This is a genomic window from Mycobacterium neumannii (assembly GCF_048452905.1).
Lineage (GTDB): Bacteria > Actinomycetota > Actinomycetes > Mycobacteriales > Mycobacteriaceae > Mycobacterium > Mycobacterium neumannii_B.
The window spans coordinates 111,436-125,319 of sequence record NZ_JBCGVF010000005.1 but is presented as its reverse complement, the minus strand read 5'-3'; the positions used below and the strand labels follow the sequence as shown (position 1 = coordinate 125,319).

Here is a 13,884-nt window from a genome sequence, read left to right as displayed (position 1 = left end):
GCACAGCCCACTTCAATACCCCTAGGGGGTATCAGGTACCCTGGCGTCATGGCTACCACCACTGTCACAGTCACCGGAATGACCTGCCAACACTGCGCCGCATCGGTGCGGGAGGAACTCGGGGAGATCCCAGGCGTGAAAGCGGTCGATGTGGACGTCTCCAGTGGAGCGGTGACCATCGACAGTGACGCACCCGTCGAAGCCGACGCGATCAAGGCCGCCGTCGAAGAGGCCGGCTATAAGTTGGCGAGCTGATGAGGACCGCCCCTCGGATCGCCGCTTTCGTCGCCGCACTCGCGGTGGTGTTCGTGGCGTCGATGTGGGTCGGCGGCTCGTTCGGCCCCGAGGACGATGCCGCTACAGAGCAGCACTCTGCCGCACACGAAGATCGTGTGCAGCCCGCCGAGGCTCCCGGCGGCTTACAGGTGACCGAGAGCGGCTACACGCTTGACGTGACTCAACCGCTCCCGTCGGCGAACCGAGAGTCTCCTCTGGAGTTCAGGATCCTCGATCAGCAGGGTTCTCCGGTGACGCATTTTGACGAAACTCACGAGAAGCTGTTGCACCTGATCGTGGTCCGCAACGACCTTTCCGCCTTCCAGCACCTTCACCCCGTGCTCGACGACCGCGGCACATGGCGGACTCCCGTGGACTTCGGCCGCGCGGGCGACTACCGCGTCTTCGCCGACTTCGTGCCCACCGGCGGTCCCGCGCTCACCCTCGGTGCCAATGTGCACGTCGCGGGACGCTACTCCCCCGTTCCACTGCCCGCGGCCGATATGTCAGCGACCGTCGACGACTACACCGTCGCGCTCAGCGGAACGCCGAAAGCCGGTGAGGCGTCTACTCTTACGCTGACGGTCAACCGCAACGGCGTTCCGGTCGACGACCTGCAGCCGTACTTAGGGGCCTACGGTCATCTCGTCGCGCTGCGGGCCGCCGACCTCGCGTACCTGCACGTGCATCCGATGGGCGGACCCGGCGACGCGGGTACGCGCCCGGGCCCGGCCATCGAGTTCCACACCACGTTCCCCAGCGCCGGGCAGTACCGCCTTTTCCTTGACTTCCAACACCGCGACGCCGTGCACACAGCCGAATTCACCGTGTCGGTCGATCCCTCCGCGCGGCAGGACGTCCCCACCCACGACCACAGCGAGGCCGGCCATGGCCACTGACACAATCGAGCTGTCCATCGACGGTATGACCTGTGCGTCGTGCGCGAACCGAATCGAGCGCAAGCTCAACAAGATCGACGGCGTGACGGCCACCGTCAACTTCGCCACCGAGAAGGCGCGCGTCGAGTACGGCGCAGACGTGACACCGGAGGCGCTGGTCGCCACCGTCGAGGACGCCGGTTATCAAGCGCACCTGTCCACCGAACAGGCGACCGCCGTCGAAGACGATCCGACCGCCACACTGCGGCACCGGCTCCTGGTCTCACTCGCCTTGACGGTCCCGGTGATCGCGATGGCGATGATCCCCGCTCTGCAGTTCACGAACTGGCAGTGGCTCTCGCTGACGCTGACGGCGCCGGTGGTGGTGTGGGGAGCGTGGCCGTTCCACCGTGCGGCGTGGGTGAACCTGCGCCACGGCAGCGCCACCATGGACACGCTGATCTCGATGGGCACGCTCGCCGCGCTGGGATGGTCGGTCTACGCACTGTTCTGGGGCACCGCGGGCACCCCGGGAATGACGCATGGCTTCGAGCTGACACTGTCACGCACCGACGGTTCGGGCAGCGTCTACTTCGAGGTCGCCGCAGGCGTCACCACGTTCATCCTGGCCGGGCGATATTTCGAAGCGCGCTCCAAGCGGCGCGCGGGCGCGGCGCTGCGCGCATTGCTGGAGTTGGGCGTCAAGGACGTCGTGGTCCGCAGAGATGCCGGCGAACAACGGATTCCGATCGACCAGCTCGGTGTCGGTGACGAATTCGTCGTGCGGCCCGGTGAGAAGATCGCCGCCGACGGCGTCGTGGTCGAGGGCGCCTCGGCGGTGGACGCGTCGATGCTGACCGGCGAAGCCGTTCCGGTGGACGTCGGACCCGGTGACGAGGTCGTGGGTGCGACAGTCAACGTCGATGGCCGACTCGTCGTGCGGGCCAAGCGGATCGGCGCCGACACCCAGCTCGCCCAGATGGCGCGGCTGGTCGAGGACGCCCAGAGCGGGAAGGCCGACGCACAGCGGTTGGCCGACCGGATCTCGGGTGTGTTCGTGCCGATTGTGATTGCGTTATCGGTTGCGACACTGGGCTTCTGGTTGGGCACCGGGGCGTCAGCAGCGATGGCCTTCACCGCGGCGGTGGCCGTGCTGATCATCGCGTGCCCGTGCGCGCTGGGGTTGGCCACGCCGACCGCGCTCATGGTCGGTACGGGTCGCGGCGCGCAGCTGGGCATTCTGATCAAGGGGCCCGAGGTGCTGGAGTCGACCCGGCGGATCGACACCATCGTGTTGGACAAGACGGGAACCATCACCACCGGCAGGATGACGTTGATCGATGTCGTCGCCGCCGATGCTGAACAGCCCGACGACGTGTTACGGATAGCGGGCGCGGTTGAGGACGGTTCCGAGCACCCGATCGCCAGGGCCATCGTGTCGGGCGCGCGGGAGAAGCTGGGCGAGCTGCCGACGGTCGAAGACTTCACCAATCTGCGCGGCCTCGGGGTGCGCGGACGGGTCGACGGCCGCGATGTGACGGTCGGACGGCAACGCCTGCTGTCGTCGCACGAGCTTCCCGTGTCGCTGAAAGCCACGGTGCGGCAGGAGGAGTCACAGGGTCGCACCGCGGTCGTCGTGAAGTGGGACGGTGAGGCCCGCGGGGTGTTGGTGGTGGCGGATGCGATCAAACCGACGTCACCAGAAGCGATCTCGCGGCTTCGCGAGCTTGGGCTGAAGCCGATCATGGTGACCGGCGACAACGAAGCCGCGGCCCGCACGATCGCCGCGGAAGTAGGCATCGAGGATGTCGTCGCCGAAGTCCTGCCGCAAGATAAGGTGGATGCCGTCCAGCGCCTGCAGGCCGACGGCAAGGTGGTCGCAATGGTGGGCGATGGCGTCAACGACGCGGCGGCGCTCGCCCAGGCAGATCTCGGACTCGCGATGGGAAGCGGCACCGACGTCGCGATCGAGGCGAGCGATCTGACCTTGGTGCGCGACGACCTGAACGCGGTTCCCGACGCGATCCGCCTGTCTCGTCGGACGCTGGCCACGATCAAAGGAAACCTGTTCTGGGCGTTCGCCTATAACGTCGCGGCGTTGCCGTTGGCGGCGGCCGGCTTGTTGAACCCGATGATCGCCGGTGCGGCAATGGCCTTCAGTTCGGTGTTCGTCGTGAGCAACAGCCTTCGGCTGCGCCGGTTCACCGCGACAGCGTCACGTTGACCTATAGCGTCACGTTGATCGGGCCGAGCATCTGGCAGTTCGGCTCCAGCGCGTCTTCGAAGACCTTGCCGCAGCCACGTCCGCTCGCGATGTAGGTCCCGCCGGGCTGATACGGCTCGAAGAAGACCTGCGCCGCGCCCGGTCCCCGCGCCTGCGTGCACTGCCCCTGCGAATCGGGGCCGGCGAGGTGAACACACGCAACGCTCATCGCGGGCCGGAACGGCGCGCCGCAAGCGAGGAACGAGACCGTCGCCGTCACCTTGCTCACGCCACCGGTGTTCACGACCTGCGGCGGCGACAGCGTGTAGCCGCACGCCGGCTGCGGCGGTTGCCCGTTCGCCGGACCCACACCGAGCAGACCGGATGATGCGACGAACAGCGTGACCAGCACGGCTTTTGCGACGCGGCTCATTCCTGGATCGTAGATCACCTACGCCAGCAGCCGTCTTGAAATGCCGGCGGTCGCCTAACTGCCCTTCGCTGTCTCGAACAATGGTTCAAACGACTGCCAAGTTTCAGTCGCCTGCGCGCCGCACGCGGAACAACTTCACGTCTGACTTGAGGCCCTTGAGATGCCGCGCCCCCGCGAACGAGAACGAAAACCGCTCATCGTCACCGATGGCATCGCGCGTCGACTCCGAGACCAGAACCGTGCCGGGCCGCGCGGCTCCGGTGACGCGGCTCGCGAGGTTCACCGCTCCGCCGAACCAGTCACCGGTGCGGCTCACGGCCATTCCTGTGGCCAGGCCGACGCGCAGCCGCGGGAAGTCCTCGTCGTCGCTGGTCTGCTCGACGAGGCTCAGCGCCGCCTCGAGCAGGGGCACTGGATCCTGGCTCACGAGCATCACCTCGTCTCCGATCGTCTTGACGAACCGCACGGGCGGGACCGACGCCTCGTGTGCGAGGTCGAAGAGTCGATGAGCGAGTCGTTCGAGATCCTCCGGCGGCACCGCCTCGCCGAGTCGGGTGAAACCGACGAGATCGGCGAACAAGATCGTCACCAGCCGGGCGCCCGGCAACCGTTGGCCTTTCGCGCGTTCGGAGGCGGTGATCGCCTCGGTCTCCATCAGGTGGCGCAGCTGCAACCGCAGCATGTCCTGGATCATCGGGCCGAGCAGCGGATCGGCGGTACGCACCACGGCCTCGGCGTTCTTGGCGATGACGAGTTCCGATGCGCCCGGGTCGAGCGCCAAAGCCAGCCCGGCGTAGCGCATCACCTCGGCGGCCTTCGACAGCCCCTCTGCGAGCACGCGCGTGATCTGGATGATCTGGTCCGGCAGGATTCCGATCTCGATGAAACGTTGACCGTACGCCGCGGCTTCGGCGTCGGCACGCAGATAGACCTTGGCATCGGGATCATCGACTGTGGGCAGTCCCATTGCGCGTTGAATTCGCTGTAGCAGTTCGAGATCGATACCGGTCTTCTCGCTGGTTTCGCGCGCGGAGACGTAGACCCCGTCGTCGCCGAGCGCCTGACGCGCGCCGAGAAGCATCGGCAGGAACGCCTCCCGGATCACCTCGACGTCGATGCCTTTGCTCACCAACCACTCGATCAGCTCGGCGCGCTCGGCGCGCTCGTCACCTTCGAGCCCGTCGAGCAGACCGGACCCTTCGACGTCGAAGTCTTCGGCCACCGGCCCAACGTATACCGCGTGCGATAGTCGAAGGATGGATTCACCGGTGCTGTACGGGTTGCCGCCGATTGTCGGCGATGATGCGCACACCTTGATCCTGGGCAATATGCCCAGCGTCATCTCGCTCGCCGCCCAGCGGTACTACGACAACCCAAGCAATGCCTTCTGGCGCATCATGGGCGACGTCTTCGGGTTCGCGGCCGACGCACCGTACGAGCAGCGTTGCACTGCCGTGACGGCTCACGGGATCGCCGCCTGGGACGTCTTGCACTCCTGTCAACGCGAGGGCAGCCTCGACTCTGCAGTGCGGCCGGAAAGCATGGTGCCGAACGATTTTCAGCGCTTCTTCGATGAGCACCGCGGCATCGAAGTGGTGCTGTTCAACGGCGCGGCGGCCGAGAAGAACTTCACGCGACTCGTCAACGTCGCGAATGATCTGCGGTACCGACGACTACCGTCGACCAGCCCAGCGCAGACCATGCCATTCGCTGACAAATTCACGATCTGGCGCGAAGCTCTTTCCGAGGCGGCGACCTAGGACACGGGCGGACGCCGGTGCGCCCACGGGCGTACGCGCTCGATCTGCCCGGCGAGCGACAGCAGCGTCGCCTCATCGAAAGGCCTGCCCACCAACTGCACGGACGTCGGTACGCCGGCACCGTCGAAACCCCACGGCACCACCGCCGCCGGCTGACCCGTCACGTTGAACAACGCCTGGAACGGCACTCGCGAGGCGACCGACAAGAGCGTCGACAGCATCCCCCGGCGCTGATACGCCCCGATGCGCGAGGGGCCCCTGGCCGTCCCCGGGGTGACCACCACGTCCACGTCGTCGAAAATGGACTGAATCCGGTCGGCGGTACGGGCTTCCGCGTCGCGGATGGCCGCCATCCTCCGATCGGAGATCATTCCGCCGACCCGCGCGAAGCTGCGTGTCCTGGCGTCCAGCCGCTCCGGATGGGTCAGCGTCTGGACGTCGTCGTAGCAACCCCTGAAATACCGCGGCAGTGCCTGGTCGAACATCACCGATGCCGGGTAATCCGGGTCGCGGTCGACCACCTCGTGCCCGAGTTCCCGCAGCAACTCACCCGACTCCTTCAGCGCCGCGCGCTGCGCACGTCCCACCCGGCTCGTCAGCAGTGGAGGAAGCCTGTTGCTCAACGCAATTCGGAGGCGTCGAGGTTCCGCGGAGGCGGCCGCGACGAATCCGGACTCCCCCGTCGTCGCCTCTAAGAACAGCGCCGCGTCCTCCACCGTTCTGGTGATCGGGCCGTTGACGCTCAGGCCGTTCCACGCGTCGTCGTGCGGCGCGATCGGCACCCGGTCTCGTTGCGGTTTGAGGCCGAACAGTCCGCACCATGTCGCCGGAATGCGGATGGAACCCATTCCGTCGGAACCGAGCGCGATCGGCGCCAGGCCCGCGGCCACCGCCGCGCCACTTCCGCCGCTGCTGCCGCCTGGCGCGAAGTCGACGTTCCACGGGTTGCGGGTGGCGCCGAACGTCACCGTCTCGGTGAACGGCCACAGCATCATCTCCGGCACCGTGGTCTTGCCGATGATCACCGCGCCCGCGTCGCGTAGCCGCTGCACCACGTCCGCGTCGCGGGTCTTGGCGGGCCCGTGTGCGGCGCTGCCGTATGTCGTCGTCTCACCCTCGATGTCGACGTCGTCCTTGATCGCTATCGGCACACCCAACAGCGGTGCCCGCTCCCCCGCATCAAGCCGCCGTTGCGCGGCCTCCGCTTCGCGTCGTGCGCCGGCTTCGAGCACCAGGCGGTACGCGCGAAGCGTCGTGTCAAGTCGAGCGATCCGCTCGAGATAGTGGCCGAGCAATTCCGGAGCGGTGATGACGCCGGACGCGAGCAACCGCGCCTGCTCAGCGGCGCCTGCGAAGACAAGCTCGCTGGTGTCCACGGCCGCAGCGTAGCCGCGATGCACGTGAGCAGATCGGCGAACAGCGTGATCACGGAGGCCGACGGAGAACCGCTACCGTGGCGGCATGTCCTGTGTGTTCTGCGCCATCGTCGCCGGCGAGGCCCCCGCCATCCGCATCTACGAAGACGACGACGTCCTCGCCATCCTCGACATCCGCCCGTTCAGCCGCGGACACACGCTGGTTATCCCGAAGCGGCACACGGTGGACCTGACCGACACGCCGCCGGAGACCGTCGCCACCTTGGCGCGGGTGGGCCAGCGGATCGCGCGCGCCGCACGCCGGTCCGGTTTGCACGCCGACGGCAACAACGTGGTGATCAACGACGGCAAGGCCGCGTTTCAGACGGTGTTCCACATCCATCTGCACGTGCTGCCGCGGCAGCAGGGCGACAAGCTCTCGTTCGCCAAGAACATGCTCCTTCGCCGCGACCCGGATCGTGAGGAGTCGGGACGGCTGCTGCGCGAGGCGCTGGCGGAACTCGACTCGGCTGCGCAAGACTGAGCCCATGAGCATGCCCTGGTACGAGAAGTACATCGGTTACCCGATGCTGTTGCTGCACGACAAGATCTACAAGGGCACCAACGGCCGTATCGGCCACACAGTCCCTGGCGCACCGTCGATGCTGATCCTGCACACGGTCGGCGCGAAAACCGGTTTGCAGCGGTCCAATTCGCTCGCCTATACGCGCGACGGAGACGACTATCTGGTGGTGGCGTCCAAGGGAGGCGAACCGAAAGCGCCCGGGTGGTATCACAACCTCAAGGCCGATCCGAACGTCGAGATCAACGTCGGGCCGAAGCGGATCAAGGTCACCGCGACTCCCGTCACTCATGATGATCCCGACTTCCCGCGACTGTGGAAGATCGTCAACGAGATGCGCGGCAACAAAGACCGCTACGTCGGCTATCAGAAGCGGACGTCACGTCCGATCCCGGTGGTCAGGCTCAAGCCTGATAACCGGCCCGCCGGTTGACGCCGGCCTAGAACAACTCTTTGGCCAGCAATTCCAGCGTCTTGTCGCGGGCGGGCGCGGTCGCCGGATCGGTGCCGCGGCGGGCCGAGGCCACTGGGTTGATCATGACCTCGTCGACGTCGAACCGGTCGGCAAGCGCACGCACCTGCTCGGCCGCCTCGGTCGGATCGCCGACGACGGCGCGTCCGAAGGCGGCTTCGGCGATGCGCTGCGCCTGCGGTGCGAGCTCCTGCTCTTGAGCGTCCTCGACGAGATCCAACGGGCCCAGCGGCTGACCGGTACGCAGCCGCGCCATCATCTGAAGGTTGGGCAAGCCCAAAGCCTCTGCCTCGTCGCGTGTTTCGGCCACGACCGCGTTGACGGTGAGGAAGGTGACGGGTTCGGGCGCCAGCTCACTGGGCCGAAACTCCGAGCGGTACACCTCCAGCGCCTCCGCGGTGCCCTGGCCGGAGAAGTGGTGGGCGAACACGTACGGCAGTCCCTTCGCGGCGGCCAGGTGCGCTGAGTACATCGACGACCCCAGAAGCCACAGCTTCGGTTCGCTCACCGCAGCGGGTGTCGCCTTGAGGACGTAACGCTGATTCGGAATCGGCACCCGCACGCCGCGCGCGCTCATCAAAGCGACCACGTCGTCGAGATAGTCGGGGAAGGCCTCGATGTCGCGATCGTCGCGACCGGCGGCACCTCTCAGCGCCATCGACGTCACAGGGTCCGAGCCCGGCGCGCGGCCGATGCCGAGGTCGATGCGTCCCGGGTGGGCCGCCTCCAGCAGTGCGAACTGCTCGGCGACGGCCAGCGGCGCGTGGTTCGGCAGCATCACGCCGCCGGATCCGACACGCATGTGTTCGGTGTGCGCGGCCAGGTGCGCGATGAGCACCGGGGGGCTGGTGGCCGCCACCGACGGCATGTTGTGGTGCTCGGCGACCCAGAAGCGGGTGTAGCCCAGGCGGTCGGCGGTCTGCGCGAGCCGCGTCGACGCTGCCAGCGCGTCGGAGGTCGACTGGTCGGTGCGCACCGGTACGAGATCGAGGACTGAGAGACGCATGGCAGTCACAACGCGTTTGAGCGCGTTGACGTTCCCCGTACCGCGTCTACCAGCGCTTCCGGGTCGGGCTGCTGTTGCAGAAGCCGCTGGATCGGCCGCAGAGCGCGTTCGACGCTCACCACGCGCATCGCGAGCTCACGGGCGACGGCGAGCGTCCGGCTGCGGCGGAACATCACCTCGGCGAGTTGGCGCGAGTTGTCCTGGGCCGCCTCGACGCGGGGACGCTGTCCGCGTTCGTAGGCGCGCAGAAGCTCACCGATCCGGATGCGGGGTGCGTGGCGGAGCACGCGACTGAGCACCCACGCCGACTCCATCGCCATGCCCGCACCCACGCCGGCGGTCGGCAGGAACCCGGCCGCCGCGTCACCGAGCAGAACGGTGTGCTCGGTGGTCCAGCGCGGTGCTCGGCAGTCGGTCAACGACCAGTAGTAGGGCTTGGGGTCGGTGGCGACGGCGGCCATCGCGCGGTTCAGTCTGGGGTTGACCGTCTTGAGGCCACGGCGCATCGACGTGACGAAGGACGCCGGACCTGCCGCGGTGTCCTCGCGCGGCCCGCCGAGGAACACCCCGAGCGCACCGGCCACCGGATACATCGCGACCATGCCGCCTGCTCCCCATAACTCCTCACCGAGATCGGAGTCGCCTTCGTCGGGCGCCCACACCACCCAGCCGCCCCAGCCGGTGTCCACCCATTGCACCGATTGCCCGTCGAGCACGAAATCGCGTGATTTCGAATGCATTCCGTCGGCGATCACGACGAGGTCGAAATGCATGCGGTGATCGGCGCCTTGGCTCCTCACGCGGACGTCGACACCCGCCGACGTCTCCGCCAGGTCCGTGACCACCGAGTCGTATGTCACCGGGCAGCCCGCATCGGCCAGTACGTCGATCAGCCGACCGCGGGCAATTCCGCGGTAGTCGCCGTACCGCGACATCAGGTCGACGGTCGAGTCCGTCCGCAACATGCGGCCGGTGTGGCCGTGCACGGCGTACCGCTTCAGCGGCACGCTCGCCGCGCGGTACGCGTCGCGCACGGCGAGGTCGTCGAGTGCGGCGTCGACCATCGGCATCAACGCGAGCATGTAACCCTGCGCGGGTCCGCTTTCGGCGCGCTCGATCAGGACCGGGTGCCTGCCGTCCCCGCGGAGCAGTTGCGCAGCCGTCACACCGGCGATCCCGGCGCCGACAACCAAAACTCGCAATTCGTCCGCGGTCGCCTGCCGGTATTGCTCTTCTAGGCTCATCGGACTCAACATGTTTTCCACGCTACCATTAAGTGGACCGGGCGGTCCACTCTGTTATGATGAATCGTGACCTCCGCAAGAATCGCCCGCATGCCCGCAGAGAGGCGGCGGCGTTTGGTGGAGACGGCGGCCCTCGAATTCGGTTCCGCCGGTTATGAAAACGCGTCGCTCAACCGTATCATCGAGCAGTGCGCGATGAGCAAGAGTTCGTTCTACTACATCTTGTCTTCGAAGGCGGAACTCTACGAATTCGTCGTGGGGGAATTGATCGCTGAGGTGGCGGCCGAAATCGACGTCGTCGAGCCGCAGGAATTTGCGGGAACGGAATTCTGGTCGAAAATCGAACTGTACTTCACGAAGCTCATCAGGGTTTCGCAGCGCGAGCACACGTTCCTGCTCCTGGGACGGATGTTCTACCTGCAGGCCCCCGACCCGGCGAAAACCGCGGTCGGTGGAGCGCTCGGAGCAGTCCGGGAGTGGGTGCGCGAGGTGCTGCACGTCGGTCGTCGATCCGGTGCCGTCCGCACCGACCTGCCCGAGCCGTTGCAGGCCGAACTCGTCTTCCGAATTCTGCAGGTCTTCGACGAATGGACCATCGCGCACTACGACGACTTCGCGGATTCGGCCCTGCAGGAGTTGGCCATCGCCCAGTTCGCGACTATCCGACGGACGCTAGCGCCTTAGCCGTGCGGAACACGTCGTCGAACATTTGCGGGGTCAGCTTGCCGGTGAACGTGTTCTGCTGGCTGGGGTGGTAACAGCCCACCAACGTGACGCCGCCCATCTCGGCGGTGGCGGCGTGGCCGAACTTCGGCGCGGGCACCGGCACCGGCACACCGCCCGTGCGCAGCATCTGCAGCGCCGCGCGCCAGGCGAATCCGCCGAGCGCGACGACCACGCGCACGTGCGCAGCGGTCAGCCGCCATTCGGCGTCCAGCCACGGAGCGCAGGTCGCGCGTTCGGTGGGTGTCGGCGCATTGGCCGGCGGTGCACAGCGCACGGCGGCGGCCACGCGGGTCTCGTTGAGCGCCAAGCCATCTGCCGCGTCGACACACACCGCCTGGTTTGCCAGGCCCACCCGGTGCAGCGCCGCGAACAGAAAATCGCCCGACCGGTCGCCGGTGAAGATCCGGCCGGTGCGGTTGGCCCCGTGAGCCGCGGGCGCGAGACCGACGACGAACACCCGGGGTCGCGACGACCCCCAGCCCGGCGCCGGGCGACCCCAATACGGCTCGTCGGCGTATGACCTGCGCTTGACGACGGCGGCCTCCTCACGCCACTCGACCAGACGGGGACAGGCGCGGCACACCGACACCTCGGCGTCGAGCTCTGCGAGTGACTGCGTCGCCGCGGCCATCGACACGACATGCACGGCGGTCTGCGCGACGGCGGTCCGAGGCGTGGCGGGGTCACCCGGCCAGCCTGAGCCGGGAGGAACCGGCGACGTGAACCGCCCACCGGTCCGCGGGTGAGGCAAGCGCTGCACAGCACCACTGTGCCTGGTGAGGAAATCTGATGCCGAGCGGGCCTGCGCGCTGTTAGATTCTGCCGCGATAACTCATGACGGATAGCCGGCGCGGTCCCCTGATACTGATTTTCTTCGCCGCGCTCACGGCCGGTGCCGGCAACGGTATCTCGCTCGTCGCGTTCCCATGGCTGGTGTTGCAACGCAACGGCTCTGCGCTCGAGGCTTCGATCGTGGCGATGGCGGGCTCGCTGCCGTTGCTCGTAGCGACGCTGATCGCAGGGGCCGCCGTCGACTATCTGGGCAGGCGGCTGGTCTCGATGATCTCCGATGCCCTTTCCGCGCTGTCGGTGGCCGCCGTGCCCGTGCTGGCGCTGACGTTCGGTGTCGAGGCCGTCAACGTCGCGGTGCTCGCCACATTGGCCGCGCTGGGCGCCTTCTTCGACCCGGCGGGGATGACCGCCCGCGAGACGATGCTGCCCGAAGCGGCGGTTCGCGCCGGGTGGACGCTGGACCGCGCCAACAGCGTCTACGAGGCGGTGTTCAACCTCGCCTACATCGTCGGACCAGGCATCGGCGGCCTGCTGATCGCCACACTCGGCGGCATCAACACGATGTGGGTCACCGCCTCGGCGTTCGTCCTCTCGATCGCCGCGATCGCCGTCCTACGGCTGGAAGGAGCCGGCACGCCCGACCGCACCTCGCTGCCCGAAGGGGTATGGGCGGGCGTCGTGGAGGGGCTGAGGTTCGTCTGGCACAACAGGGTCCTTCGCACGCTGGCGATCGTCGACCTGGTGGTGACCGGGCTCTACATGCCGATGGAGTCGGTCCTGTTCCCCAAGTACTTCACCGACCGCGACGAACCCGTGCAACTCGGTTGGGTGCTGATGGCATTGAGCATCGGCGGCCTGGTGGGCGCGCTCGGCTATGCGGTGTCGTCGAAGTACATCAACCGGAGGGTGACGATGTTGACCGCGGTCCTGACGCTGGGAGTCGCGATGACGGTCATCGCGTTCCTGCCGCCGCTACCGCTGATCCTGGTGCTCTCGGCGATCGTCGGGCTGGTCTATGGGCCGATCCAACCGATCTACAACTACGTCATGCAGACGCGGGCACCGCAGCATCTGCGCGGCCGGGTGGTGGGCGTGATGGGATCGCTGGCGTATGCGGCGGGTCCGCTGGGACTGATCATCGCCGGGCCGCTGGCCGACTCGGCGGGCTTGCATACCACGTTCCTCGCACTCGCGCTGCCGATGCTGCTGCTGGGAATCATCGCCGTGTTCCTGCCCGGCCTGCGCGAACTCGACCGCCCGCCAACGGTTTAGCGGGGTGACGGTCGGCCGCCGAATTCGTCGCACAGCCGCAACCGCTCGGCGGTCTCCAACGCAACTCGGTCCACCATGTCGCACACGGCGTCGACCGCCAGCGGTTCGCATTGCGACAGGGTGTCGACGACGAGGGCGACATCCGGGGTCAGTTCACGCGGTTGGCGCCCGACCATGTCACTGATGCTCTGCGACACCGCCGCGCCGCCGTCCCACATCCATGCCCCAGCCGTCTGCCGCCTCCGGCCTGCGTCGATCTGGTCCATGACCAACTGGCGCAGGAAGAGGGCGTTGCCACCGGTCAGCTTCCAGAACCGTTGAGCACTACGGGCGTCAACCGCACCACCGAGGATCTGCTCGATCATTCCGCGGCCCGCATCGACGGACAGCGGTGCGAGGTCGAGGCGGACGAGCAGTCCGTCCTTCCACAGTGCGGTGATCGCATCGGGTTCGTCGGCGCCCGCGCGAAGGGTGACGACCAGGCGAGCCGCCCGGGCCTGCGCAAGCTGGTGCACCACATGGGCGGACAGCCCGTCGAGTAGATGCGCGTCGTCGACCCCGATCAGGGCGCGGCCGTGATGATGTTGCCCGACAAGGAAATTGATTAGTTGGCGTACGTTCGGCACCTGCTCGGCGACGGCCTCGCCGATGACGGCGGTGAACGCGCCCAACGGTAGCGCTTTCGCGGATTCGGTGCCGACGATCCAGCTCGTACGGTCGCCCGCGCGGTCGGCGAGCCGAAGCACCTCACGTGCGAGCCGGGTCTTGCCCAGCCCTGCAGCGCCGACGATCACGACGCCGGATGTGCCCCCGCTGAGCGCGCGGCGAATGAATGCCAGTTCGCCGTCACGTCCTGCCAGCGGATCCCCGCTGATCACGGCGGA

At 67.3% G+C, this 13,884-nt stretch carries 15 protein-coding genes; 8 read left to right on the top strand and 7 right to left on the bottom strand.

The annotated features are described in order from the left end of the window. Positions 1-48 precede the first annotated feature (48 nt). Genes AAHH99_RS17390 through AAHH99_RS17380 form a run of 3 tightly spaced genes read left to right on the top strand, consistent with a single transcriptional unit; the run spans position 49 to position 3,378 of the window. Complete coding sequence (locus tag AAHH99_RS17390) at positions 49-255, top strand: heavy-metal-associated domain-containing protein (protein WP_418769844.1); 207 nt, start codon at positions 49-51, stop codon at positions 253-255. Beyond that, positions 255-1,175: a hypothetical protein gene (locus AAHH99_RS17385; protein WP_418769843.1), complete on the top strand. Its 921-nt coding sequence runs from the start codon at positions 255-257 to the stop codon at positions 1,173-1,175. Before AAHH99_RS17390 ends, AAHH99_RS17385 begins: the two co-directional genes overlap by 1 nt. Then, positions 1,165-3,378 carry a heavy metal translocating P-type ATPase gene (locus tag AAHH99_RS17380; RefSeq protein WP_418769842.1) on the top strand — a complete coding sequence of 738 codons (2,214 nt, stop codon included), beginning with the start codon at positions 1,165-1,167 and terminating at the stop codon, positions 3,376-3,378. The genes AAHH99_RS17385 and AAHH99_RS17380 overlap by 11 nt, the downstream gene beginning before the upstream one ends. Position 3,379: 1 nt before the next feature. Here the strand turns inward: AAHH99_RS17380 and AAHH99_RS17375 are convergent, their stop codons facing one another. Both AAHH99_RS17375 and AAHH99_RS17370 read right to left on the bottom strand, forming a co-directional pair. Continuing rightward, positions 3,380-3,790, bottom strand: coding sequence for a hypothetical protein (locus AAHH99_RS17375; RefSeq protein WP_418769841.1), 411 nt, complete (start codon positions 3,788-3,790; stop codon positions 3,380-3,382). A gap of 103 nt (positions 3,791-3,893) precedes the next feature. Further along, positions 3,894-5,012, bottom strand: coding sequence for an adenylate/guanylate cyclase domain-containing protein (locus tag AAHH99_RS17370; protein WP_418769840.1), 1,119 nt, complete (start codon positions 5,010-5,012; stop codon positions 3,894-3,896). Positions 5,013-5,046: 34 nt separating this feature from the next. Here AAHH99_RS17370 and AAHH99_RS17365 point away from each other — a divergent pair, with 34 nt between their 5' ends. Further along, the gene (locus AAHH99_RS17365; protein ID WP_418769839.1) at positions 5,047-5,550 is read left to right on the top strand and encodes a DNA-deoxyinosine glycosylase; all 504 of its coding nucleotides are present in this window, start codon (positions 5,047-5,049) and stop codon (positions 5,548-5,550) included. Here the strand turns inward: AAHH99_RS17365 and AAHH99_RS17360 are convergent. Then, complete coding sequence (locus AAHH99_RS17360; protein ID WP_418769838.1) at positions 5,547-6,926, bottom strand: amidase; 1,380 nt, start codon at positions 6,924-6,926, stop codon at positions 5,547-5,549. The genes AAHH99_RS17365 and AAHH99_RS17360 overlap by 4 nt on opposite strands. Positions 6,927-7,011: 85 nt before the next feature. Between AAHH99_RS17360 and AAHH99_RS17355 the strand changes: the two genes are divergently transcribed. Continuing rightward, complete coding sequence (locus AAHH99_RS17355) at positions 7,012-7,449, top strand: HIT family protein (RefSeq protein WP_068194338.1); 438 nt, start codon at positions 7,012-7,014, stop codon at positions 7,447-7,449. A 10-nt stretch (positions 7,450-7,459) separates the two neighbouring features. Next, positions 7,460-7,921 carry a nitroreductase family deazaflavin-dependent oxidoreductase gene (locus tag AAHH99_RS17350; RefSeq protein WP_418769907.1) on the top strand — a complete coding sequence of 154 codons (462 nt, stop codon included), beginning with the start codon at positions 7,460-7,462 and terminating at the stop codon, positions 7,919-7,921. A gap of 7 nt (positions 7,922-7,928) precedes the next feature. On the opposite strand, the gene AAHH99_RS17345 is transcribed toward AAHH99_RS17350, so the two are convergent. Next, positions 7,929-8,966 (bottom strand): LLM class flavin-dependent oxidoreductase, encoded by a 1,038-nt coding sequence (locus tag AAHH99_RS17345; RefSeq protein WP_418769837.1) that lies wholly within the window; start codon positions 8,964-8,966, stop codon positions 7,929-7,931. Positions 8,967-8,971: 5 nt separating this feature from the next. Next, positions 8,972-10,210 (bottom strand): FAD-dependent oxidoreductase, encoded by a 1,239-nt coding sequence (locus AAHH99_RS17340; protein WP_418769836.1) that lies wholly within the window; start codon positions 10,208-10,210, stop codon positions 8,972-8,974. Between the two features lie 90 nt (positions 10,211-10,300). Here AAHH99_RS17340 and AAHH99_RS17335 point away from each other — a divergent pair, with 90 nt between their 5' ends. Further along, a complete protein-coding gene (locus AAHH99_RS17335; RefSeq protein WP_418769835.1) occupies positions 10,301-10,894 on the top strand; it encodes a TetR/AcrR family transcriptional regulator in 594 nt (197 codons plus the stop codon). On the opposite strand, the gene AAHH99_RS17330 is transcribed toward AAHH99_RS17335, so the two are convergent. Next, the gene (locus tag AAHH99_RS17330) at positions 10,869-11,696 is read right to left on the bottom strand and encodes a uracil-DNA glycosylase (RefSeq protein WP_418769834.1); all 828 of its coding nucleotides are present in this window, start codon (positions 11,694-11,696) and stop codon (positions 10,869-10,871) included. The two genes, AAHH99_RS17335 and AAHH99_RS17330, sit on opposite strands and share 26 nt — an antisense overlap. A 74-nt stretch (positions 11,697-11,770) precedes the next feature. Here AAHH99_RS17330 and AAHH99_RS17325 point away from each other — a divergent pair, with 74 nt between their 5' ends. Further along, positions 11,771-13,000: an MFS transporter gene (locus AAHH99_RS17325; protein WP_418769833.1), complete on the top strand. Its 1,230-nt coding sequence runs from the start codon at positions 11,771-11,773 to the stop codon at positions 12,998-13,000. Here AAHH99_RS17325 and AAHH99_RS17320 read toward each other — a convergent pair. Next, positions 12,997-13,878 carry a hypothetical protein gene (locus tag AAHH99_RS17320; RefSeq protein WP_418769832.1) on the bottom strand — a complete coding sequence of 294 codons (882 nt, stop codon included), beginning with the start codon at positions 13,876-13,878 and terminating at the stop codon, positions 12,997-12,999. The two genes, AAHH99_RS17325 and AAHH99_RS17320, sit on opposite strands and share 4 nt — an antisense overlap. Positions 13,879-13,884: the final 6 nt, after the last annotated feature.